General features: G+C 68.9%; 20 protein-coding genes. 10 read left to right on the top strand and 10 right to left on the bottom strand.

Annotated elements, in window-relative coordinates:
* Window positions 1-24 precede the first annotated feature (24 nt).
* From HOV77_RS25180 to HOV77_RS25170, 3 genes are all read left to right on the top strand, one after another.
* Window positions 25-297 carry a helix-turn-helix transcriptional regulator gene (locus HOV77_RS25180; RefSeq protein ID WP_290865808.1) on the top strand — a complete coding sequence of 91 codons (273 nt, stop codon included), beginning with the start codon at window positions 25-27 and terminating at the stop codon, window positions 295-297.
* The gene (locus HOV77_RS25175) at window positions 294-932 is read left to right on the top strand and encodes a class I SAM-dependent methyltransferase (protein WP_290865764.1); all 639 of its coding nucleotides are present in this window, start codon (window positions 294-296) and stop codon (window positions 930-932) included. Before HOV77_RS25180 ends, HOV77_RS25175 begins: the two co-directional genes overlap by 4 nt.
* A gap of 100 nt (window positions 933-1,032) precedes the next feature.
* On the top strand, window positions 1,033-1,236 hold the full coding sequence (locus tag HOV77_RS25170) for a zinc ribbon domain-containing protein (RefSeq protein WP_290865762.1): 204 nt from the start codon (window positions 1,033-1,035) through the stop codon (window positions 1,234-1,236).
* A gap of 21 nt (window positions 1,237-1,257) precedes the next feature.
* Here HOV77_RS25170 and HOV77_RS25165 read toward each other — a convergent pair whose 3' ends face one another.
* The 5 genes from HOV77_RS25165 to HOV77_RS25145 all read right to left on the bottom strand — a co-directional run bounded on the left by HOV77_RS25165 (window position 1,258) and on the right by HOV77_RS25145 (window position 5,737).
* Entirely contained in the window at window positions 1,258-2,016 is a 759-nt protein-coding gene (locus HOV77_RS25165; RefSeq protein ID WP_290865760.1) for a GNAT family N-acetyltransferase, read from the bottom strand.
* A gap of 2 nt (window positions 2,017-2,018) precedes the next feature.
* Complete coding sequence (locus HOV77_RS25160; RefSeq protein WP_290865758.1) at window positions 2,019-3,044, bottom strand: aspartate-semialdehyde dehydrogenase; 1,026 nt, start codon at window positions 3,042-3,044, stop codon at window positions 2,019-2,021.
* A gap of 63 nt (window positions 3,045-3,107) precedes the next feature.
* Entirely contained in the window at window positions 3,108-3,683 is a 576-nt protein-coding gene (locus tag HOV77_RS25155) for a DUF305 domain-containing protein (protein ID WP_290865756.1), read from the bottom strand.
* Window positions 3,683-4,447, bottom strand: coding sequence for a lytic polysaccharide monooxygenase (locus HOV77_RS25150; protein ID WP_290865754.1), 765 nt, complete (start codon window positions 4,445-4,447; stop codon window positions 3,683-3,685). Before HOV77_RS25150 ends, HOV77_RS25155 begins: the two co-directional genes overlap by 1 nt.
* An 831-nt stretch (window positions 4,448-5,278) precedes the next feature.
* Window positions 5,279-5,737, bottom strand: coding sequence for a winged helix-turn-helix domain-containing protein (locus HOV77_RS25145; protein WP_290865751.1), 459 nt, complete (start codon window positions 5,735-5,737; stop codon window positions 5,279-5,281).
* A gap of 306 nt (window positions 5,738-6,043) precedes the next feature.
* On the opposite strand from HOV77_RS25145, the gene HOV77_RS25140 reads away from it, so the two are divergent.
* The 6 genes from HOV77_RS25140 to HOV77_RS25115 all read left to right on the top strand — a co-directional run bounded on the left by HOV77_RS25140 (window position 6,044) and on the right by HOV77_RS25115 (window position 15,038).
* Entirely contained in the window at window positions 6,044-10,378 is a 4,335-nt protein-coding gene (locus tag HOV77_RS25140) for a S8 family serine peptidase (RefSeq protein ID WP_290865750.1), read from the top strand.
* Window positions 10,379-10,626: 248 nt separating this feature from the next.
* Complete coding sequence (locus tag HOV77_RS25135; protein WP_290865748.1) at window positions 10,627-12,288, top strand: HNH endonuclease signature motif containing protein; 1,662 nt, start codon at window positions 10,627-10,629, stop codon at window positions 12,286-12,288.
* Between the two features lie 121 nt (window positions 12,289-12,409).
* Entirely contained in the window at window positions 12,410-12,952 is a 543-nt protein-coding gene (locus tag HOV77_RS25130) for an RICIN domain-containing protein (protein WP_290865746.1), read from the top strand.
* A gap of 115 nt (window positions 12,953-13,067) precedes the next feature.
* Complete coding sequence (locus HOV77_RS25125; RefSeq protein WP_290865744.1) at window positions 13,068-13,499, top strand: hypothetical protein; 432 nt, start codon at window positions 13,068-13,070, stop codon at window positions 13,497-13,499.
* An 85-nt stretch (window positions 13,500-13,584) separates the two neighbouring features.
* A complete protein-coding gene (locus tag HOV77_RS25120; protein WP_290865742.1) occupies window positions 13,585-14,055 on the top strand; it encodes a hypothetical protein in 471 nt (156 codons plus the stop codon).
* On the top strand, window positions 14,052-15,038 hold the full coding sequence (locus HOV77_RS25115) for a hypothetical protein (protein WP_290865740.1): 987 nt from the start codon (window positions 14,052-14,054) through the stop codon (window positions 15,036-15,038). Before HOV77_RS25120 ends, HOV77_RS25115 begins: the two co-directional genes overlap by 4 nt.
* A gap of 2 nt (window positions 15,039-15,040) precedes the next feature.
* On the opposite strand, the gene HOV77_RS25110 is transcribed toward HOV77_RS25115, so the two are convergent.
* On the bottom strand, window positions 15,041-16,033 hold the full coding sequence (locus HOV77_RS25110; protein WP_290865738.1) for a DUF5937 family protein: 993 nt from the start codon (window positions 16,031-16,033) through the stop codon (window positions 15,041-15,043).
* 54 nt (window positions 16,034-16,087) lie between these two features.
* On the opposite strand from HOV77_RS25110, the gene HOV77_RS25105 reads away from it, so the two are divergent.
* Complete coding sequence (locus HOV77_RS25105; RefSeq protein ID WP_290865736.1) at window positions 16,088-17,287, top strand: MFS transporter; 1,200 nt, start codon at window positions 16,088-16,090, stop codon at window positions 17,285-17,287.
* A gap of 142 nt (window positions 17,288-17,429) precedes the next feature.
* On the opposite strand, the gene HOV77_RS25100 is transcribed toward HOV77_RS25105, so the two are convergent.
* The 4 genes from HOV77_RS25100 to HOV77_RS25085 form a co-directional block, all read right to left on the bottom strand.
* Window positions 17,430-18,956, bottom strand: coding sequence for an FAD-dependent oxidoreductase (locus tag HOV77_RS25100; protein WP_290865734.1), 1,527 nt, complete (start codon window positions 18,954-18,956; stop codon window positions 17,430-17,432).
* 70 nt (window positions 18,957-19,026) lie between these two features.
* Window positions 19,027-19,893, bottom strand: a complete 867-nt coding sequence (locus tag HOV77_RS25095; protein ID WP_290865731.1) for a hypothetical protein — start codon at window positions 19,891-19,893, stop codon at window positions 19,027-19,029.
* A gap of 13 nt (window positions 19,894-19,906) precedes the next feature.
* Window positions 19,907-20,755: a DNA-formamidopyrimidine glycosylase family protein gene (locus tag HOV77_RS25090; protein ID WP_290865729.1), complete on the bottom strand. Its 849-nt coding sequence runs from the start codon at window positions 20,753-20,755 to the stop codon at window positions 19,907-19,909.
* 33 nt (window positions 20,756-20,788) lie between these two features.
* On the bottom strand, window positions 20,789-21,382 hold the full coding sequence (locus HOV77_RS25085; protein ID WP_290865727.1) for a TIGR03086 family metal-binding protein: 594 nt from the start codon (window positions 21,380-21,382) through the stop codon (window positions 20,789-20,791).

Here is a 21,382-nt window from a genome sequence, read left to right as displayed (position 1 = left end):
GAGGTCGTCTACGACCGCATCGCGATGCTGCGCGCCGAACGCGGCATCTCGCGGCGGGAGCTGGCGGACGCGCTCGGCATCCACTACCAGACGGTCGGTTACCTGGAACGGGGCGAGTTCCGGCCGAGCCTGCACCTCGCGTTGCGGATCGCGCAGTACTTCGAGGTGCCGGTCGAGGTCGTGTTCTCCCTCGAACCCTTCCCCCGCCTAGGTTCCGGCTCTGCTTCGGGGAGCGCCGCAGCTTCGGGGAGTGCTGCGACTTCGGGGAGCGCCGCGACTTCGGGGAGCGCCGCATGACGAGTACGCGCAGCAGTTACGACGCCGTCGCCGACCGGTACGCCGCGGAGATCGGTGACGAACTGGCCGGTAAGCCGTGGGACCGCGCCCTACTGAGCGCCTTCGCCGAGCAGACGTCCGGTGGACCGGTGCTCGACGTCGGCTGCGGACCCGGGCACGTGACGGCGTACTTGGCGGGGTGGGGACTCGACGTCGTCGGGCTGGACCTGTCGACCGGCATGACCTCGGTCGCTCGCCGATCCACGGCGCTGCCCTTCGTCACGGCCGACATGACGGCGCTGCCCATCCAGTCCAGTGCGATCGCCGGACTCGTCTGCCTCTACGCCGTGATCCACCTCGATCCGGCCGCCCGAGCCACGGCGTACGCCGAATTCGCCCGCGTGCTGCGCCCGGGCGGGCAAGCGTTGATCGCCTTCCACGTGGAAGACGCCGAGACGCCCATGGGCGGCCGCCAAACTCTCACCGAATGGTGGGACCACCCGGTCGAGCTGACCTTCCACTACCCCGATCCGGCCGCCGAGTCCGCCGCCCTGGCGGCCGCCGGGTTGGAGCTGGTCGGCCGGTTCGACCGAGCGCCCCACCCGGACGCCGAGCACGCCAGCCGCCGCTCCTACCTGATCGCCCGCCGCCCCTGACGCCACCGGTGGCGAGTTGACCTTGGCGAGAAAATGTCGTCTGGGCAACCGAAACACGCCAAGATCAACCGGCCGGGCCGGCGGGCGATAGAATTCCGCCATGCCCCGGTATGAGTTTCGGTGCCGCTCCTGCGGCGACACGTTCGAGGTCGAGCGCCCGATGAGCGAGGCGTCGCAGCCCGCCGCCTGCCCGGAAGGGCACGACGACACCGTCAAGCTGCTCACCACCGCCAGCGTCGTCAAGGTCGGCGCGCCCCAGCAAGGTGGCGGTGGCGGTTGCTGCGGCGGAGGCTGCTGCGGCTAGACCCGCCCGCCCACAACGCGGCTAGAGCCGGGCGCAGCGAGCCCCGACGACGCGTACGTCCTCGGTGAAGCCCAGCCCCGCGTAACAGCGGATCGCCGGAGTGTTCGCGACGTCCACGGTCAGCCCGACGACGTCGATCGCCCCGCCGAACCGCGCGCACAGGGCCGCGGTCACAGCGGCGGCCAGTCCCTGCCTCCGGTGCGCCGGGTGCGTGGCGATGTTGCCCAGCACCGCGACCTTCTCCGTGGCCGACCAGGTGTGCGTACCGCCCATCGCGATCAGCTCGCCGCCGCGCCGGATGCCGAGATACGGTCCGGCACGCAGCATCTCCGGCTCGAAGAAGCCGCCATCCGGGTTCGCGGCCTGCTGCAACGCTTGAATCTCCGGCAGGTCCGCGGGCCCGATCTCCACGACGTCTTCTCGCGCCACGCCCGTCACCGGCTTCATCGACATGTACGCGAGGATGCCGTGCACGTCGAGAGTGAAGTGCGGGCGCAGTGCTTCGGCAGCCTCTTCGGAAAGGTGGCCGTAGAACCGGTCGGGCAGCTCGGCTTGATACGAGGCGACCAGGGTGTGCAGTGACGAGGCGGGCGGATCGGCGACGGCCAGCACGACCGGCGTCTGCAGGCCGGTGTAGAGCAACAACGTCTGGCCCCACCCGTGCACGAAACGCGTATGCGGCCAGAACGCGTCGTCGAGGTCACCGATCGCGAGGAGGTGCCGGCCCGGATGCCGGGTCAGCAGCTCGCGTACCTCGTCACGATCGGTGACGATGCGCATTGTCAGCGCAGCTCGGCCGCGACCAACTCGGCGATCTGGACGGCGTTGAGCGCTGCGCCCTTCCGCAGGTTGTCGCTGGAGCAGAAGAACGCGATCCCGTGGTCGACGGTCTCGTCGGCGCGGATGCGACCCACGAAGGTCGGGTCCTGACCGGCCGCCTGCAACGGGGTCGGCACGTCGGTGAGCACCACGCCGGGGGCGTCGGCCAGCAGTTCCTTGGCCCGCTGCGGGGACAGCGGCCGGGCGAACCGGGCGTGCACCTGCAGCGAGTGCCCGGTGAACACCGGCACGCGTACGCACGTCCCGGAGACCTTCAGGTCCGGGATCTCCAGGATCTTGCGGCTCTCGTTGCGGAGCTTCTGCTCCTCGTCGGTCTCGTCGAGCCCGTCGTCGACGAGCGCGCCCGCGTAGGGAAGCACGTTGAAGGCGATCGGCCGGACGTACTTCTGCGGCGCCGGGAACTGCACGGCCGCGCCATCGTGAGTGAGTTCCGTCGCGCGTTCGGCCACTGCGCGTACCTGTTGATCCAACTCCGCGACCCCCTCCAAGCCGGACCCGGAGACGGCCTGGTAGGTCGCCGTGACCAGGCTGATCAGCCCGGCCTCCACGTGGAGCGGCTTGAGCACGGGCATGGCGGCCATGGTCGTGCAGTTGGGGTTGGCGATGATGCCCTTGGGGCGATCGGCGGCCGCGTGCGGGTTGACCTCGGAGACGACCAGCGGGACCTGCGGGTCCATGCGCCAGCCCGACGAGTTGTCGATGACCACCGCGCCGGCCGCGGCCACCTTGGGCGCGAGCGCGAGGGACGTGGTCTTGCCCGCGGAGAACAAGACGATGTCGAGCCCGGCGTAGTCGGCGGTCGCGGCGTCCTCGACGACGACCTCACCGTCGGCCCACGGCAGCTTCTTGCCCGCCGACCGCGCCGAAGCGAAGAGCCGGAGCTCGTCGACGGGGAACTTGCGCTCCGCGAGGATGCGACGCATGACGCCGCCCACCTGGCCGGTCGCGCCCACGATGCCGATCTTCATGGCACACAGCCTACCGAGATCGTCCCGAAGATCGGCAGTCGCGTTCTCAGGGGATGGGACGTCCTATTGCGCGAGGGTCAGCATGTACGCGACTTGAGCGCGCCGGGAGTCGGTGACCCGTTGGGCGAGTGCTTTCACCTCCGGATTGACGCCACCGGCCGTCTCCGCCCGCGCGGCCTCGACGAGCCCGTGCTGCTGGCCGATCAGCATCGTCAGGAAGGCCTTGTCGAACTTGTCCGGAGCGGTCTTGGTCAGCGTCGCGACCTCGGCCTTGCCGTCGCCCGGCAGCCCGCCGTGGTCGGCGTGCAGCACGGTGTCGGTGGCCGGCTCGGTCGGCTGATTCCACTCCTGCAGCCAGCCCAGGACCTTCTTCTGCTCGTCCGCCTCGGTCACCTCGATCGCCGCCGCGAGCTGCTTGACCTCGGTACGCGTGGCGCGCTGAGCGGCGAGCGCGGTGATCTTCTCCCCCGGAGCGTGATAGGCGACCATCATCTGGAGGAACATCACGTCGGCGTCGTTGAACGCGGGCGAGTTCGCCGGGGCCGACGGCGCGCCGCCGCAGCCGGCCAGCGCCAGGACGAGGGCGGTCGCAGCCCCGGCGATCATGCCGAGACTGCGACCGAAGGTACGCGCGTTCACTACACCTTGCTCCAGAGGGCGGGGGTGTTCGGGGGTTCCCAGCCGACGAGGGCGGTGTGCGCCTGGATGCACCGGTAGCTGACGCCGTTGTAGGTCACGACGTCACCGATCTTGTACGCCGTTCCGGCAGCCCACGTCGTAGTGCCCGACGTGGCGGTCGGGGTCGGCGAGGCCTTGGTCGGAGACGGCGACGGCGACGAGGTACGCGTCGCGCTCGGCGACGGGGAGGGGCTGGCCGTGCCGCCCCCGCCGACCTGGAGGTCCACACAGGAGTAGAACGCGTTGATGGTGTCGGCGATGTTCCACCGGGCGAGTACGGTGACCCGTCCGGTACGCCCACCGAGGCTGAACGTGTGGGTCAGCCCCTGCGGCGGCGGCGAGTTGTTGCCGCTGAACACCGCGATCCTGGTGTTGCCCACGAAGTACTCGAAGTCGGTCGTGCGATGGAACGCGGTGAACGTCCAGGTGAACGTCACCGTGCCGCCGACCGAGGTGGTGGGCCAGTTGATGCTGTTGTCGTTCAGGACGGCGAACCGGGAGCCGCCGCCGTTGCACTGCAGCGAGCCCTTGGGCGCCTCGACGCTCTGCGGCTCGTAGATGATGTCGCCACAGGTGGACGCCGAAACCCGGCCCTGTGCGCACATCGCCTGGCGGCTCAGCGGTGACGAGACGTAACCGTGGGCGTTGGCCGGGCTCACCGCCACGACCAGGGAGCCGATGAGCGCCCCCACCGCCAGGAGCGGGAGGACGATGAGTCTTCGCACGTTGCTCTCCTCGCTTTCCGGGAGACCCGCCGGGGCCTCCGCTTGCGAGGCACTTTAAAGTAAGTTGACAGATTGGTAAATAGAGTTAATCGAATCTGGCACGCCGCTGCGGGTAGCGGCTCGGATGATCACCACGCAGCTCGCCGAGACCGTTCCCACCAGCACCGGCGTTCTCCGGGGCCGCTCGTCGAACGTGACACCGTGGTCGCTCCGTTCGCGTTACGCCGTCGCCTCGCGCTCGTCCCGCCCGCTCGCGTCTCCGGCCGCCCGCCCCGGCTCGCGTCTCCGGCCGCCCGCCCCGTTCGCGTTACTCGGCGCCCGGCCGCTCGCGTTACTCGGCGCCCGGCCGCTCGAGTTATGCCGGATAACGCGGCTGTGCGCCGCCGGATAACCGCAATATCCCGGGATACGTGACCGCATCCCAGCCGCACCCACCAAGACCAAACCGTCGCCCGCCCCCAACCGCTGCGCCCGCCACCCATCCCAGCCACTCGCGTTACGCCGGATAACGCGGCCTCCCGCCGCCGAATAACCGCAACATCCCGGGATACGTGACCGCATCGCAGCCGCACCCACCAAGACCAAACCGTCGCCCGCCCCCAACCGCTGCGCCCGCCACCCATCGCAGCCACTCGCGTCACGCCGGCACCCAGCCACTCGCGTCATCCCGGCGCCCGGCCGCTCGCGTTACGCCGGATAACGCGGCCTCCCGCCGCCGAATAACCGCAACATCCCGGGATAACGCGAACGAACCGCGAGCGAACCGCCAGGGATAACGCGAACGAACCGCGCCGCCACCCCAAAGCGAGCGGAGCGAGCGAAACGAACAAGTCAAACCCGAACAGCGAGCCGATACCCGATCCCGCGCACGGTCTCGACCTCCAACCCACCAGCGGTCGTCCGAAGCTTCCCCCGCAACCGCTTCATCGCCGAGTGCAGAATCGCACTGTCTCCTAAATAGACACTCCCCCACACCGCTGTGAACAGCTCCTGATAGGTCCACACCTCCTGCGTACGCTCAGCGAGGCAGCCGAGCATCCGCAGCTCGAGCCGCGTCAGGGGAAGCGACCGGCCGCGCCAGGTCGCCTTGAAGCCGACTTGGTCAACCACCAGGCCGTCCGGCGGCCCGCCCGGCAAAAGCGCACCGCCTGACGAAAGCGCACCGCCTGACGAAAGCGCACCGCCTGACGAAAGCGCACCGCCCGACGAGAGCGCCGGAAAGAGGATCTCCCGCAGCTCGTCCAGATCGGCGCACAGCAGCACGAGACCGCCCGGATCGAGCTGTCTCATCAGCCGTTCGCGAACCGCGACGTCGGCGGAAACGCAAACGATCAGTGCCCGGTCCCCGACGACCATGCGCATCCTCCCCAGGTGGCAGTCGAAGAACTTTCAGGCAAGTCCAATCGTCGGATGATGTCAACCCCATCCCGACGGAAAGTCCTCCATTCGCCGGAAAGCCGCCAGAGAGTTGACCGGCATCAGGCATTGATGGCCACCACCGTCCACAAAGATCATTAGTTCCATGCGCGCGCCCGTGTGGCACGAGCCCGACGGGCGGGCCGGAGAACCCGGCCTGCGCTTGATCGGGGAGGACACATGTCATCACCTGGGAGATTCCGGCCGAGGGCGCTGCTCGCGGCGCTGGCTGGAACCGTTTTAACGGTCGGGCTTATACCGGCCCTGGCCACTCCCGCGGCCGCCGCGACCAGTGCGGCGATCAGCGGCGAGATCACCGCCGAGTCCACCGACTTCCTCGTCTACCTGCGTGACAAGGCCGACCTGAGCCCGGCCAAGAGCCTGCCCCGTACGCAACGGGCCGAACAGGTCTACACCGAGCTCAAGGCGACCGCCGAGAGCTCCCAAAAGGATGTGCGGGCGCTGCTCGACGAGCGGAAGATCGCGTACAAGGCGTTCTGGATCGCCAACGCGATCTGGGTCCACGGCGACAAGGCGCTCGCCGAGGAACTGGCCAAGCTCGACGGCGTAGCCTCGATCGAGCCGAACCGGGCGCACGCCCTCGAGAAGCCGACTGCCGGCCAGCTTGAGGCCACTGTGGACGCCGTCGAGTGGAACATCGCCAACATCCGGGCCAACGAGGTCTGGAGCGCGTACGCCGACCGAGGCGCGGGCATCGTGGTCGCCAGCATCGACAGCGGCGTGGAATACACCCACCCGGCGCTGGTCGACAAGTACCGCGGCAACCTCGGCGGCGGCACCTTCGATCACAACTACAACTGGTTCGACCCGGCGGGCATCTGCCCCGTCGGCAAGCCTTGTGACAACAACGGCCACGGCACGCACACCATGGGCACGATGGTGGGCGGCGAAGGGGCGAACGTCATCGGCGTCGCGCCGGACGCGAAGTGGATCGCCGCCAAGGGCTGCGAGATCAACACCTGCTCCGACGCGTCACTGCTCGCGGCCGGCCAGTGGGTGCTCGCGCCGACCGATCTCAACGGCGGCAACCCGCGACCCGACCTGCATCCGGACGTCGTCAACAACTCGTGGGGCGGCGACCCCGGCGACCCGTGGTACGGTCCGACCGTCGACGCGTGGATCGCGGCCGGCATCTTCCCGGCCTTCTCCAACGGCAACGACGGTCCCGCGTGCGGCAGCGCCGGTTCGCCCGGTGACAACCCGCAGGTCTACTCGGCGGGCGCGTACGACATCAGCGGGAACATCGCCTCGTTCTCCGGCCGCGGCGCGTCCGCGATCGACGGCGGGGTCAAGCCCAACATCTCCGCCCCGGGCGTGAATGTCCGCTCCTCGGTGCCCGGCGGCTACGGCTCCGGCAGCGGCACGTCGATGGCGTCACCGCACGTCTCCGGCACCGTCGCGCTCATGTGGTCCGCCGCCCCCGCCCTGCGCGGTGACGTCGCGGCCACGCGCACGCTACTCGACCAGTCCGGCCGCGACGTAGACGACACCAGCTGCGGGGGCACCGCCGCCGACAACAACGTCTTCGGCGAGGGCCGGCTCGACGCGTACCAGGCGGTCACCCTGGCTCCGCGCGGACCGTCCGGAATCGTGACAGGCATTGTCCGCGACGATTCAACTGGTACGCCGATCGCAGCGGCCACGGTCTCGTCGAGTGGCCGGTCCACCACCACGGCGGCGAATGGCACCTACTCGCTGACCTTGCCCGCCGGAGACCAGTCGGTGACCGCGAGCAAGTACGGATACCACGACGAGACGGTGACCGTCACCGTGCCCGAGAACGGCACCGCGACGCAGGACTTCGCCCTGGTCTCCGCGCCGATGGTGACCGTCAGCGGCAAGGTGACCGACGGGTCGGGCCACGGCTGGCCGCTGTACGCCCGGATCGACATCCCCGGCCGGGACCCGATCTTCACCAACCCGTTCACCGGGGCGTACTCGGTGACGTTGCCGGGCAACACCACCCACTCGCTCGCCACGAGCGCGAAGATCCCGGGTTATCAGACGACCACCACCGCGGTGACGCTGGGCGCCACGGGCAAGACGGTCAACCTGTCGCTGCCGGTCGCTCGGGACTGCACCGCACCCGGGTACAAGGTGAACTTCAGCGACCCGATCCTGTCGGAGTCATTCGACACGACCAGCACCCCAGCGAACTGGACCGTGGTGAACCACCAGGGCACCAACCCGGTCTGGGCGTTCGACGACCCGGGCAAGCGCGGCAACCTGACCGGCGGCACGGGCGGCTTCGCCATCATGGACAGCGACAAGGCCGGCTCGGGCAAGACCGAGGACACCTCGCTGGTGACCCCGGTGCTGGACCTGTCCGGGACGAACCTGCCGTACCTGCGGTTCAACAACGACTACCGGGCGTTCAGCAACTCGTTCGGCGACGTCGACATCAGCACCGACGGCGGAACCACCTGGACCACCGTCCTGCACCAGTCCACGACCGCGGCCCGTGGACCGCGCGTGGAGCAACTCGCCCTGGCCGGTCTGGCCGGTTCAGCCACCGCCCAGATTCGCTTCCACTACAAGGGCACCTTCGCCTGGTGGTGGGAGGTCGACAACGTGCAGCTGGTTGACCGTGGCTGCACGGCGGCCGACGGCGGGCTCGTCACCGGGTTCGTGACCGACGCGAACACCACGACCGGTCTGGTCGGGGCGAAGGTCGCCTCCGTCGACGTCCCGGCCGAAACGGCGACCTCGGTGGCCACGGCCGACGACCCGGCGGTCGGCGACGGCTACTACTGGCTGTTCTCCAGCGCGGTCGGCGCCCACTCGTTCACCGCCACCAAGAGCCCGTACAACGCGCTCACGAAGTCGGTGACGGTGGTGGCCGACGCCAACAAGCGGGCCGACTTCGCGCTGAAGTCGCCGCGGCTGACCGTCACACCCACCACGATCCAGGCGTTCCAGCCCTACGGCACCGTACGCAAGACCACGGTGACGGTGACCAACACCGGCTCGGCGACGGCCACCGTCGACCTGCTGGAACGGGCCGGCACCTTCGAGATCCTCGGCAAGAAGGGCGCCGACCTGCAGACGATCAAGCTGACCGAGAAGGCCAGCACCGCCTTGCGCGGCGTCAAGTCGACCACCGTCCCGGCCCGCGCGAGCGCGCCGAACGCGGCCTGGCAGTCCATCGCGGACTACCCGGACGAGGTGTTCGACAACTCGGCGGCCACACTGAACGGCAAGGTCTACTCGATCGGTGGCGGCATCGACACGGGCCTGGAGAACAAGGCCTTCGTCTACGATCCGAACGACAACACCTGGACGGCGCTGCCGAACATGCCGATCGGGCGAACGAAGCCACAGGTCGCCGCTGCTGGCGGGAAGATCTACGTACTCGGCGGCTGGTCCGGTGACGGTGCTCCGGTGACCACAGTGGACGTCTTCGACCCGGCCACGGGTAGCTGGTCCACCGTCTCCGGCGCGACCAACCCGGCCGCGCGGGCCACGGCCGGCGTCGGCGTCGCCAACGGCAAGATCTATCTTGTCGGCGGTTGCGGCGACGACTCCTGCACGGCCAGCGACGACGTGGTGGTCTTCGACCCCGCGACCGGCACGTTCAGCTCCGGTCCGGCGTACCCGTTGGACGCGTCGTGGATCTCCTGCGGCGGCATCAGCGGAAAGATCTACTGCGCCGGCGGCTCCGGTGACTCGGACTGGTCCAACGGCTTCGCCCTCGACCCGGCCACCGGATGGTCGCCGATCGCGGACGCGCCGCTGGATCTGTGGGGCTCGGCCGGGTCCGCCGCGGGCGGCCTGTTCGTCCTCGCCGGTGGCGTGACGGCGGGCTCGACCGCCATCACCAACCGCACGGTCGCCTACGACCCGGCCACCAACACCTGGTCCGACGGCCCGAACACCCAGTTCACCGTCTACCGCGGCGCCGGAGCCTGCGGCTTCTACAAGATCGGCGGCTCGCCGTCGTCCTTCGTCGGCTCCAAGACCTCGGAGACGCTGCCCGGCCTGGGCGACTGTGACGAGGCCGCGGACGTCCCGTGGCTGAGCGAGACGCCGAGCACCTTCACGCTGGCTGCGGGCAAGTCCCGCACCATCACCGTCACCTTGACGGCGACCGCCGCGGCGGGCGTGGCCCAACCGGGCAAGTACACCGCACAATTCGGGCTGCGAGCCGAAACGCCGTACCCGATCGCGCCGGTGAGCGTCGAGATGAACGTCTCGCCGCCGACGTCCTGGGGCAAAGTCCAGGGCACGGTCGCCGGCCTGTCGTGCTCCGGTACGCACGTCGGTGTGAAGGCAGTCATCCGCCTCAACCTCACGACCGACCCGACCGTCGGCTACACGTTGCACGCCGACGCCTCGGGCGCGTACGCCTGGTGGCTGCCGAAGGGCACCTACCAGGTGATCGTGGCCAAGGACGGCTGGATTCCGCAGGCGATCACGGTGAAGGTCGAGGCCGGCATCGTGCGTACGGCGGACTTCCTGCTGGAATCGGACCCACCTTGCCCGAGCGGCGTCTGACGCTTCTCGGCTCGTCGCTGATCCCCTAACCACAGCGCCCGCGGCCACCCCGGCCGCGGGCGCTGTCGTCCGCACCGCATCGAGGCCTTGGCGACGATCCGAGCCCGAGGCGTCAGACTCACCGCCTAAGGCGTCCTAGGAGACTATCTGATGTGGACGGGTCAAGGGGTTGATCGTTATCGGCATCTTGTGTGCCGGTTTGGGTTTTCCCCCGGTTAGTGGTCCGACAGGCGTTCTAACATTGGGTCATGAGCACGGGGGTGTTGGCGCAGGCAGAGGCGGATGTCGCCGAGCTTGCTGCCGCTCCCCTGTGGACGTTGTCCGACGCGGAGATCACCGACGAAGTCCGGCGCACGTTCGCGTTGATGCAACGGTTGTCGGCCCGAATGCTCGTATTGGTCGGCACCGCTGAGGGCCGGGAGGTTCCGTACACCGCCGGTGCGACGGGTACGGCGAACTGGCTGACGTTTCTGCTGGCGATCCGGCACCGTGACGCCGAACAGTGGGCCAAACTCGCCCGGCAGCTGCCCGCGGTCCCGGCAGCCGAGCAGGCCCTGTCCGCGGATCAGGTCAACGTCGGTCAGGCGCAGGTGATCGCCAAGACCGTGCACGATCTGCCGAGCGCCGTGGGCGACCTGGGCAAGGCCAAAGCGGGCGAGGTATTGACCAAGCTGGCGGTCGAGGAGCGGCTGCGGCCAGAGGTGCTGGAAAAGTACCGGTCGCAGATCCTGGAGCTGGTCGCCCCGGAGATCGCCGAACAACGCCTACGCAAGGAGCTGGAACGGGCTGAACGATCGGCGCACGACCGGCGAGACTTCACCCTCATCCCCTACGGCGAAGGCGAATACCGTATCCGCGGAGTCTTGGACGCGGAGATGGCCGCGATCCTCCGCGCCGCAATAGATCCGCTGTCGGCACCACGCCGCCCAGCACCAACTGCCGTCGCAGACCAAACGCTCAGCGCCGACCGCCCGGATCTGCCGGATCTCAGCGGTGGCCAGTCGGACCTCGGCGCACCGTACGGCGGCAACGGCGATCATTCGGCGTTCGGCGGGTCTGGCCCAGCTCTGGACGCTGGCAGTGGCGCTGCGCCGGACGTATACGCGCCCACTCTCGCCCGGGCGTCAGCCTCGGGACAGGACCCGATCGCAGGCAGCACGACCTCCACCGGCAGCGCGACTATGGCAGGCAGCCCGACCACGGCAGACAGCTCAGGCGTGGCAGGCGGCGGCGCGGTACCCGGCGTGGCGACGGCGGCCGAGGCGGATCCGGCAGGCGAAGCGCATCCGTCGCACGGCGCGAGGGGCCGGACCGGCCGGGTGTTGCCGGGTGATCCGGATCTGCGGTCGGCCGGTGCCCGCCGCGCCGACGCGCTGATCGAGCTGTGCGAGCGGATCCTGCACGCCGGGGAGCTGCCGGACAACGGTGGCGAGAAGCCGCATCTGACGATCACTTTGCCGTGGGAGCAGCTGAAAGCCAAGGTCGGTGCGGGACTACTGGACACCGGCGACCTACTGACGCCCGAGACTGTGCGCCGTCTGGCGTGTGACGCGATCATCATCCCGGCCGTGTTGGGCGGCGAGGGCCAGGTCCTCGACGTCGGCCGCGCCCGCCGCCTCATCGAGGGCCCACTACGACGCGCGCTTGTGTTGCGGGACAACGGATGCGCCTTCCCCGGCTGTGATCGCCCACCGCAGTGGTGCGACGGCCACCACGTCCACGCGTGGGCAGACGGCGGAACCACCTGTTTAGCGAACTCTGTCCTGCTTTGTGGCTTCCACCACCGCGAAATCCACCACGGACACTGGGAAGTACGCATCAGAACCGACGGCTTCCCCGAGTTCATCCCACCAGCCTTCATCGACCCACTACGCCGGCCCGTGCAGAACACCCTCCACCGACGCTGCTGAGAACAGTCACCCGAACATTGGCACGTTACTACGATCATAGCGCGCCGGTACTACGTTTATAGTAGTGCCCATCGCTATACGTCAATGATCGAAAGGCGTGGCCATGAGAATCCTTCGTCGAATGTCGATTGCCCTCACCGTGTGCGTGGGCTTGGCCATCGCGAGTCTCATCCACGCGTCGCCAGCTTCGGCTCTCACCCCGCCTTACCTCCTGCAAAGCCAGGACTCGCGGTACAAGCTCTGCCTGGAAGTGGCCTATGCAAGCACCGACAACGGTGCACGGATCCAGCAGTGGCCCTGCGATTCGGGGCCAGCCCAACTTTGGTATCCCATCGATAAGGTCGTCGTCGACGGCGTCTCCTATTACGGTCTGCTCAACGCCAACTCGTCTGCGGGCCAACCCATGTGCCTTGAGGTGCCCTGGGGAAGCCCGAACGCGGGCCAGGCCCTACAGCTGTGGGACTGTCTGGGGGCGGCGCGACAGCTCTGGTCGATGGACTTCGTGTCGGGCACCGACTATCGGACTCTAGAGAATCTTCAGACCAAGCAATGCGCCGAAATTCCGTGGAACACACCGACCGCCGGGGCCGTCGTGCAGCAGTGGCCGTGCTACGGCGGCGAAGCACAGCACTGGCGCTTCCAGATGCCAGCGCCGATCAGATGACGGACGCGGCCGGTCAGCAGGAGCCCCAGCGCGAATTTCCCGAAACCTCCTAATCATCGCGAAAACGGATGACAGGATCAATCGACTCATCATCCACTGATCAGGAGGAACCTGCATGCGACGCTTGCGGAGGACCGCCGCCATCGCCGCGACTGCCGTCCTGTCCGCCGCTGGGCTGGTGGCGTACGCCGATCCCGCAGCTGCGGACGGCTACGGGTACGGCTGTGCGGGCCGGCTCGTTCATTCGTTCAGCCACTACGACACCCGGGATGGCGAACTCGCTGCCCGCTCCTATGTCTACTGGGACGGCAAAGACAGCTGCGCCCGCCTGGTCAAGGTGAAGGATCGAGGCGCGCCCACGACTCTGCACCTCGACATCTGCGCTGACGGCGAGTGTGGTAACGACTGGGACCAGTATCGCTATCAGGCCGTCGCCGCGGTCAACGGCGATCACTGCGTCAGCGTGGAAGTCGCCGGGTTCACCGCCGCCGAGCAGGAGATCTACCACGATCGGCTGCCCGGCACCGGGTTCGCCCACTGCGACTGAGCGGCAACGGCGTCGATCCACCGCATCGGACGCCACCGTTGGCACATGCCACGGCGGCGTCCGATGTGACAATCGGATGATGTCAATGGATCAGTTTCAGGTCGAACTCGGCAACCTGGCCGAGGTCGCGTACTACCAGCTACCGCCCGCCTCCGATCAAGTCGGCCGGGCCGAGCTTCTGGTCGCGGGCTGCGATGGATTACGCAACAGGCGGCTGTTCATCGAACCCGACCAAGCCTGGGAGGCGTTGCGGGACGATGGTTTGCGCCATTCGTTGCGACAGCTCGCCGAGGTGATCGAGGCCACCGCGCAGGCGTTGCGCACTGTGCACTCCCGCTACGGCGGAGCCGATCAGAGCCAGGCGGCAAATCTGCAGGGGCTCACGGATCAGGCGCGCGGCCGTGCGGCCGAGGAGACTCGGATCGGCCGGCAGCGCGAGCTGGCCGAGGAGAGTTTCGGCAGCCGCGATCGGCGTACCGCCGACGAATTGAGCGACGAGGCCGTCCATGACGCGGTCGCACACGATCGCTTTCTTCCCTGGGAGCCGGACTCATGAGTTTCCATGATGAGCTGTCGCGAAAGGTCTACGAACTCGTCCAGATCGCTTGGGCCGGTCTCGCCTATGACGAGGACGACGAGGAGCTGCGCGACGGCGACGACCTCGCCGAAGCCCGCTTCATCAAGATGCCCCACCGGGACCCGGCCGAAGTCTGGGAGGCCTTCGAGTACTACTTCAACACGGCCAATCCGGAGGACGCCGCTGACGTCAGCAGCGATCTGGTGAAGGCCGGCAGAGAGCTGTACGAGGCGCAGACGCTCTACTTCGCCAAGATCAGCGGCCGGCTCACCGCTTGGGAGGGCACCGCGGCGAACGCCTTCAAACGCCATCTCGACGCCGTATGGTGGTCGGCCACCGTGCATCAGTCAGTCCTCGAGCAGGTGGGTGCGCTGTACGCCGCCTACGTCGACTTGATCGCGAAGGCGCGCCAAGACGCGATCAGCATCGCCGACGCGACCATCGACACACTCAAGGCCTATTGGCGTACCAAGGAACAGGCTCAGCACGACGCGAATCTCATCGCCGCCGGAGTCGTGGCCGGCGTCGCGGCGACCATGCTGACGGCCGGCATCGCCGCACCGGCGGTGGCCGCGGCCGGCACGGCTGCCGCCGAAGCCTCCGCCGAAGTCGTCATCGAAAGCGCCATCATCACCAGCGCCAAGGATGCCGTTGTCGGCCTGATGGCGGCGGACAAAGCGCTGACGGTCTCCGGGTCAAGCCCGGACGAGATCGTCGACGAGCTGCTCAGGCAGCTGGAAAGAGCGAGAACGGACGTCCGGAAACAAGGAAAGGCGATCGCCCGGGGTTTTCGCAAGGCGCTGTCGGTCCTCACCGAGCCGGACTTCGTCCCCCAGCCGCCGCGGGCCGCGTACGAGTCGTTCGATCCGGAACAGTTCCGGGTGATCTCCAGTGTCATGCCCGACAGCCTCGCCGTCGCGGCATCCCACGATCCGCTACTCGTGGCCCAGCCTCATCCATGACGTCAGGCGACGCCCGCCGCCAGCAGCGTGTCGGCGGCGGGCGTACGCATGTTCAGAACGGCGTGGCCGGCTCGGTGTGCGGTGATGAGACCGGCGGCCCGCAGCGCCGTCAGATGCTGGGAGACTCCGCCGGCCGACATTCCCGTCCGGCGAGCTAGGTCTGTTGTGGACAGTGGCGCGGCCAGTTCGACGAGGAGCTGCGCGCGGCTGCGGCCGAGGACTGCCGCGAGCGCGGCTGGTGCGGCGGCGGCGCTCTCCCAGAGCGTTGCGATCCCCCGCGCCGGGTACGCCAACTGCGGGTTCTCGGCCGACGTGACGGTACGCACCGCGGGCCAGACGAACACGGCCGGGACGATGAGCAATCCGTTGCCGGTCAACGGGATCTCGCCCCCGCACATCTTGTGGGCGACCGACAACGTGTCGTCCTGCCAGCCGATGGCATCGTGCAGTCCGTTGAGCAGACCGGCGGCGCCCTCCTGGGCGAGCAGCCGGGCCTGGTGGAAGACCTCCGCTTCCAAGAGCGCCTTCATCCGCGGCCAGTGCTCGGCGAGCGCGATGTCCCAGTACGCCGTGATCTCGTCGGCCAGCCGCCGCAGCCCCGTCGCCGGGTCGTCGTACAGGGCCTGGGCTGCTGCGTTGCGGGGCCACTCAACCAGGTCGAGCTCTGTGCGTACGACATCATGAGGCGTGGCGAGAAGGACCTGGACCTCCTCCGCGATGCTCGGGGCGAGCGTGGCCGAGGGTGGGGTCAGAAAATCGGGCATGTAGCGCGGACCGGGCGGAATGAGAGCGGACAGCAAGCTGCCGGGACCTAGACCCGCCGCCTGTACGCGCGGCTGGACCCGGGCGACCCACGGGCGCTGCACGACATGGTTCTCCGGGGCCTGGAGCACGTGGTAGCTCGACGCGGCCTCCCAGAGGCAGGACAGCGCGAACCGAATCCGGGCCACGTCCCCGGCGGAGAACTCCAGCGTGAGCACCACGACCTCCAACATTCAGCTCGGACTAAAACAGTACTCCAGCCCGGCGGATGGCCCGAGGCTACGATCATGGCAACCAGCACCATCCCCGCCCCCCGCACCAGCCTGTTCGGCGATCTGCCCCGCACATTCTGGATCGTCGCCGCCGGTACGCTCGCCAACCGGATCGGCACTATGGTGGTGCCCTTCCTCGTCTTCTTCCTGGGCTCGAAGGGCGTTTCGACCGCCGCCACCGGCACCATCGTGATCGCTCTCGGGCTCGGCGGCGCTGCCGGTTCGGTGGCGGGCGGCTGGCTCGCGGACCGGATCGGACCACGTTCAGCCCTGATCCTGGGGCTCGTGGCAGCTCCGGCAGCGCTCGGCGCACTTTACGTCGCGCCGACGATCGCCCTGATGACCGCGGCTGCCGTGCTCGTCGGGCTCACCGGCAAGCTGTATCCGCCGGCCGCCAACGCTCTCGTCGCCGGCTCGGTGCAGGGCGAACGGCGTACGCGGGCGTTCAGCCTGATGCATTGGGTCTTCAACATCGGGACGGCGGGCGCGGCCACGATGGCCGGGTTCCTGGCGGCCCACGGGTACGCCCTCCTGTTCGCCATCGACGCGGTCACCTGCCTTGTCTTCGCCGTGATCGCCGCTACGCTGCTGCCGCGGGTCGCCGCCGCCAGGCGCACCAGTGAACGCGGCGGCTATGGCGTACTGCTGGCCGACCGGCTCATGGTGATCTTCATCGGGCTCTCCCTGGCCCAGGAGATCGTCTACAGCCTCACCGAGTACGCCATCCCGCTGTCGATCCGGCTGGACGGCTTGAGCCCGGCGGTGTTCGGTGTAGTCGCGGTCGTCAACGCGGTCCTCGTCGTAGTGCTGCAACCGGTGTTGTATCCGCGACTCGCACGCTTCGGGCGGCTGCACGTGATGGGTTGGTCCTGGGTCGTCGTCGGGGTCGGCATCGGCACCACCGGGCTCGCTCACACTCCGACGGCGTACGCCCTGAGCGCCGTGATCTGGTCGGTCGGGGAAGTCACCGCGGGCATCGTGTCCGGCGGCATCGCCGCCGACCTCGCCCCGGCTCACGCTCAGGGTCGCTACCAGGGCGCGATGATCTGGGCCGGCTCGCTCGGGCGGCTCGCCGCCCCGGTCCTCACCACGTTCCTCTTCGCCACCGTCGGGCCGGCTGCGGTGTGGTGGACCTCTGCGCTCACCGGGATGCTCGGCGCTGTCGCTCTCGTTCGGCTGATGCCGGCGCTTAGGGTTCGGCTCGCCGCCGCGTAGCGCAGGGCGGACGTTAGCTGCAGATCACGGTTACGCAGGCAAAAAGTGCGGTCGGAAGCCTGCGTAACCGTGATCTGCACCCCACCGGGGCGGTCGGAAGCATGCGTAACCGTGATGTGCAGCCGATCGAAAGCCGGGAGAGTCAGGAAACGTCGCGAGACTCCAGCGAGCTCCCAGCGGGACCGTGCAGAACGTTGCCGTCCACATCGAACCGGGACCCGTGACAAGGGCAGTCCCACGTACGCTCGGCGTCGTTGAAGCCGACGGTGCAGCCGAGGTGCGTACAGGTGGCGGAGACGGCGTGCACCTTCCCGTCGTCGTCGCGATAGACGGCGCACCGTTGACCGTGTACGCGCAGCACCGCGCCCTGCCCGGGAGCGACGTCGTCCACACCGTCCACATGAGACGGTCGGAACCGGCCGGCCACGAATTCCTTCGCCACATACGCGCTGTTCTTGACGAATGCGGGCGCTTCGGCGAGGAGGTGCACGCGCTTCGGTGTGTAGAACTCCGCCCACGGCGGCGGCGTGACACCCGTGATGAGGGCCGTGAGCAACCGGGACGCCATCACGCCGTTGCTCATCCCCCAGCCGCCGAACCCGCCCGCGACCCAGGTGTGCGCCGCGCCGAGATGCAGCGGCCCGACGAACGGCACGCCGTCGGTGCTCGTGTTGTCCTGCGCCGCCCAGTGATAGGTGATGTCTTCCACATCGAAGGTCCGGCGCGTCCAGCCGACCAGTTTCCACAGCCGATCGGTGACGCCCGAGCTGCCCAGTGCGAACTTCTCGCCCGTCACGATCACCAACCGGCGCCCGCCGCCCAGCGGTGCCGTGCGTACCGAACGGGTGTCGTCCTCCTGCGTGATGAACATGCCCGCGGGATCGTCACTCTCCGCGATCACCCCGGCCACGACCAGCTCACGCTGCGGAATCAGGCGCGTCACCAGCAGTCCGCGGTCGAACACCGGGTAGTGGGTGGCCACGACCACGTCACGCGCGGTCACGGTGTGGCCGGTCTCCGTGGTCACCCGGCAGGTGTCACGCTCCTCCACGCCCATCACACGGGTACGCTCAAAGATCTGCCCGCCGCTGGCGACGAGGTCGGCGGCGAGCCGGAGCAGGTATTTGCGGGGATGGAACTGGGCTTGCCCGTCCACCCGCACCGCGCCCGCGATCGGGAACGGCAGCGTGCTGGCGGTGACGAACTGAGCCGGCAGCCCGGCGTCGAGCGCCAGCTCGGCTTCCGCCCGGACCGCGTCGACCCCGTCCTCCGAGGTCACATAGGTGTACGCGGGCCGTGTCTCCAGGTCGCAGTCGATCCCCAGTTGTCCGACCACGTCGCGGACGTGCTCGATCGCGTCCTGCTGCGACGACGCGTACAGGCGTGCCGCTTCGGAACCCAGGTCAGCGGTGAGCCGGCTATAGATCAGCGTATGCAGAGAGGTCAGTTTGGCGGTGGTGTAACCGGTGGTGTTCGCGACGATGCGGTCGGCCTCCAGCAGCGCCACCGAGCGACCGGCTTTGGCCAGCTCCCACGCGGTACTGACGCCGACGACGCCGGCCCCCACCACGGCGACGTCGACCTGGATGTCTTCGCTGAGCGCCGGGTAGCCGGTCGCCTCGGTGGAAGCCATCCAGTACGACTCGGCCCGGCCGGGCATGACGGTCATTCCGCCCAACTACCCCGGCCGGGCCCGGCCTACTCCCGCCTCATGCCGAAGATCGGCTCAGTCGTGAAGATCAACCCTTGAGATCGGCGCAGCCGGCCTCGTCCGGCAGCAGTGGCCGGAAGGCGACCGACCAGCGCTTGCCCTCCGACGTCCACGGCGTGGCAGTGTTCGCCTTCCGGGCGGCGGCGAGCGTCGCGGTCAGCTGGTCACCCGTGACGGTCACGCAGCCCAGGTCGAAACCGGGCCGCACCGGCTCGCCCGGCAGCGCCGGACCGGGCCAGGCCACCTCGGGCTGCTGGCCGACCCCGCTGGCGTCGGCGATCCACGGGCGGGACACGGCGGCGAGCGCCTTCGGCTCGAACGGCTTGGACTCCGAGACCGCGTCCTTGCCGAGCGTCTTCGGCAGGTCGGTCAGCTGACCCAGGTACGCCTTGAGCTTCGCTCGCGCCGCGATCTGCGGATCGGTCAGACCGTGGCCGTCGGCCTCGCCGAGGGCGTACACCTGACTCGTCTTGATCCCGGACGGCGTGAGCACCGCGAACTTCGTGTCCGGCACGTCGGTGATCCCCGGCCGGCCGTAATCGACGTTCGCGCCGACCCCCGCGTCGACGCCGAGCTGGACGAGCTTGTCCACATCGGCCACCGAGATCTGCGCCACCTGGACGTTCGGCAGAGCCGGTCCGGGATAGATCGCGATCACCGGACCCTCGGTCACGACCCGGCCGTCGCCGTACACGCTGACCAGCGGCAGGCGGGTGACGAGCATGTCGGGCGAGACGAAGCCACCGAGGTAGGAGACCTGGACGACGGCCGCGTCAGCGGCGTAGGACCCCGTGGAGCCGGTGTCACCGGGCGCGCCGAGGTCGGCCTTCGCGCAGCCGGTGCCCGCTACGAGCACGGCCGCGAGCAGCGGAAGGAGCAAGCGAGTTCCGTTCATGAGCCTGGGACGGTCAAGACCCGGCGGCGGTTCCCACCTGGCAGCGCGGACACCAGTAGGAGTTGCGCGCGGCGAGCGTCCCGCGGCGTACCTCGGTGCCGCACAGCAAGCAGGGCTGACCTGCCCGACGATAGACGTAGACCTCGCCACCGTGGCGGTCGACACGCGGCGCGCGGCCCATCGCCTCGGGCAGATGAGTGGCATGAACTGTGTCGATCCGGCCCCGGCGGACGCCTTCCCGCATGAGCTCCTGAAGATCCTTCCAGAGCCCGGCCCACTCGTGCGGGGTGATCTGCGTACCGGGGCGGGTGGGCTCGATTCCGGCGCGGAAGAGCACCTCGCAGGCGTACACGAGACCGCAGCCGGCCACGGTCTTCTGGTCCATCAGCAGCGCCGCGATCGCCGTCGAGCTCCGCCGGATGCGGGCGTACGCCGCCTCCGGGTCGGCGTCGTCGCGCAGCGGGTCGGCGCCCAGCCGCTTCTTCAGCGCCTCGACCTCGGGCGGATCGAGCAGCTCACACGCGGCCGGTCCGCGCAGGTCCAGCCAGTGCTCCGCCGACTCGAGCCGGAGGCGTACCTGGCCCACCGGCTCCGGCGCGGTGCCGGAACCGTCGGTGAAGACGCCGTACAAGCCGAGATGCACATGCAAGGTGTGCCCGACGCCGCGATCGTCGTCGCCTTGATCGTCATAGTGGTGCAGCAGATGCTTACCGTACGCCTCGGTCCGGCGCAGCACGCCCCCCGAGATCAGCTCCGCACCCGCCGCGAACCGTCCCTGCGGACTGCTCACCCGCACCGGCCGCCCGCCGAACAACTCCGCGTGCCGGGCGGCGAGCCGGTGAATCGTATGACCTTCAGGCACCCCGCGACGCTACTACAGCGTCCTCCAGCGTGATCAGGCCGCGCGGCGGCCCAGGTACGCCGCGACCCGGTCGGCCGGGGTCGCACCGGACGGCGGGAGCTGCTCAGGCGCGAAGTTGAAGGTCAGGTTCTCGCGGGGGTACTCGGCGAAGAACACCTCCCAGCTGCGCAGGGCCGGGCCGGCCCAGGCCGGGGCGATGTCGCTGCCCTGGCCGGTGCCTTGGGCGAGGTCCCAGCCGTGGACGATCAGCTCGTTGACGACGTGCTGCACCACGCTGCGACCCGGTTGCAGGCCGATCGGCGTCGGGGCGACCTCGTCGAGGTAGCCGGGCGCGGCGAAGGCGGCCCGGGTCGAGGCGGCCATCGCCGGGAACATCTCGACCGGGTTGTCGTAGACGCAGGCTTCTCCCTCGACCGGCGGTACGCCCCGGGCCAGCGAACCGTAGCGGTCCAGCGTCTCCACGAGGTGATTGAGAATGTCCGACACCGTCCAGTCGGCGCACGGCGTCGGGGCGGCGTACTGGTCCGGCGAGGTGCGATCGGCGAGCAGTCGCACCGCCTCCACGACGTCGTCGTACGCCCGCAGCGGATCGTCCAGGGTCACGTACCGTTCGGCGAAGTCGCTCAT

Source organism: Hamadaea sp., from assembly GCF_013362815.1.
In the GTDB taxonomy this organism is placed as follows: Bacteria; Actinomycetota; Actinomycetes; order Mycobacteriales; family Micromonosporaceae; genus Hamadaea.
This window is presented reverse-complemented; position numbering and strand designations above follow the sequence as displayed.

What these genes read in the sequence shown, in the direction of transcription:
- HOV77_RS25175 (WP_290865764.1), top strand. Translation starts at nt 294, where the DNA reads ATGACGAGTACGCGCAGCAGTTACGACGCCGTCGCCGACCGGTACGCC.
- HOV77_RS25170 (WP_290865762.1), top strand. Translation starts at nt 1,033, where the DNA reads ATGCCCCGGTATGAGTTTCGGTGCCGCTCCTGCGGCGACACGTTCGAG.
- HOV77_RS25115 (WP_290865740.1), top strand. Translation starts at nt 14,052, where the DNA reads ATGAGTTTCCATGATGAGCTGTCGCGAAAGGTCTACGAACTCGTCCAG.
- HOV77_RS25085 (WP_290865727.1), bottom strand. Translation starts at nt 21,382, where the DNA reads ATGAGCGACTTCGCCGAACGGTACGTGACCCTGGACGATCCGCTGCGG.
- HOV77_RS25105 (WP_290865736.1), top strand. Translation starts at nt 16,088, where the DNA reads ATGGCAACCAGCACCATCCCCGCCCCCCGCACCAGCCTGTTCGGCGAT.
- HOV77_RS25120 (WP_290865742.1), top strand. Translation starts at nt 13,585, where the DNA reads ATGGATCAGTTTCAGGTCGAACTCGGCAACCTGGCCGAGGTCGCGTAC.
- HOV77_RS25100 (WP_290865734.1), bottom strand. Translation starts at nt 18,956, where the DNA reads ATGACCGTCATGCCCGGCCGGGCCGAGTCGTACTGGATGGCTTCCACC.
- HOV77_RS25125 (WP_290865744.1), top strand. Translation starts at nt 13,068, where the DNA reads ATGCGACGCTTGCGGAGGACCGCCGCCATCGCCGCGACTGCCGTCCTG.
- HOV77_RS25135 (WP_290865748.1), top strand. Translation starts at nt 10,627, where the DNA reads ATGAGCACGGGGGTGTTGGCGCAGGCAGAGGCGGATGTCGCCGAGCTT.
- HOV77_RS25140 (WP_290865750.1), top strand. Translation starts at nt 6,044, where the DNA reads ATGTCATCACCTGGGAGATTCCGGCCGAGGGCGCTGCTCGCGGCGCTG.
- HOV77_RS25165 (WP_290865760.1), bottom strand. Translation starts at nt 2,016, where the DNA reads ATGCGCATCGTCACCGATCGTGACGAGGTACGCGAGCTGCTGACCCGG.
- HOV77_RS25130 (WP_290865746.1), top strand. Translation starts at nt 12,410, where the DNA reads ATGTCGATTGCCCTCACCGTGTGCGTGGGCTTGGCCATCGCGAGTCTC.
- HOV77_RS25145 (WP_290865751.1), bottom strand. Translation starts at nt 5,737, where the DNA reads ATGAGACAGCTCGATCCGGGCGGTCTCGTGCTGCTGTGCGCCGATCTG.
- HOV77_RS25160 (WP_290865758.1), bottom strand. Translation starts at nt 3,044, where the DNA reads ATGAAGATCGGCATCGTGGGCGCGACCGGCCAGGTGGGCGGCGTCATG.
- HOV77_RS25180 (WP_290865808.1), top strand. Translation starts at nt 25, where the DNA reads ATGCTGCGCGCCGAACGCGGCATCTCGCGGCGGGAGCTGGCGGACGCG.
- HOV77_RS25095 (WP_290865731.1), bottom strand. Translation starts at nt 19,893, where the DNA reads ATGAACGGAACTCGCTTGCTCCTTCCGCTGCTCGCGGCCGTGCTCGTA.
- HOV77_RS25110 (WP_290865738.1), bottom strand. Translation starts at nt 16,033, where the DNA reads ATGTTGGAGGTCGTGGTGCTCACGCTGGAGTTCTCCGCCGGGGACGTG.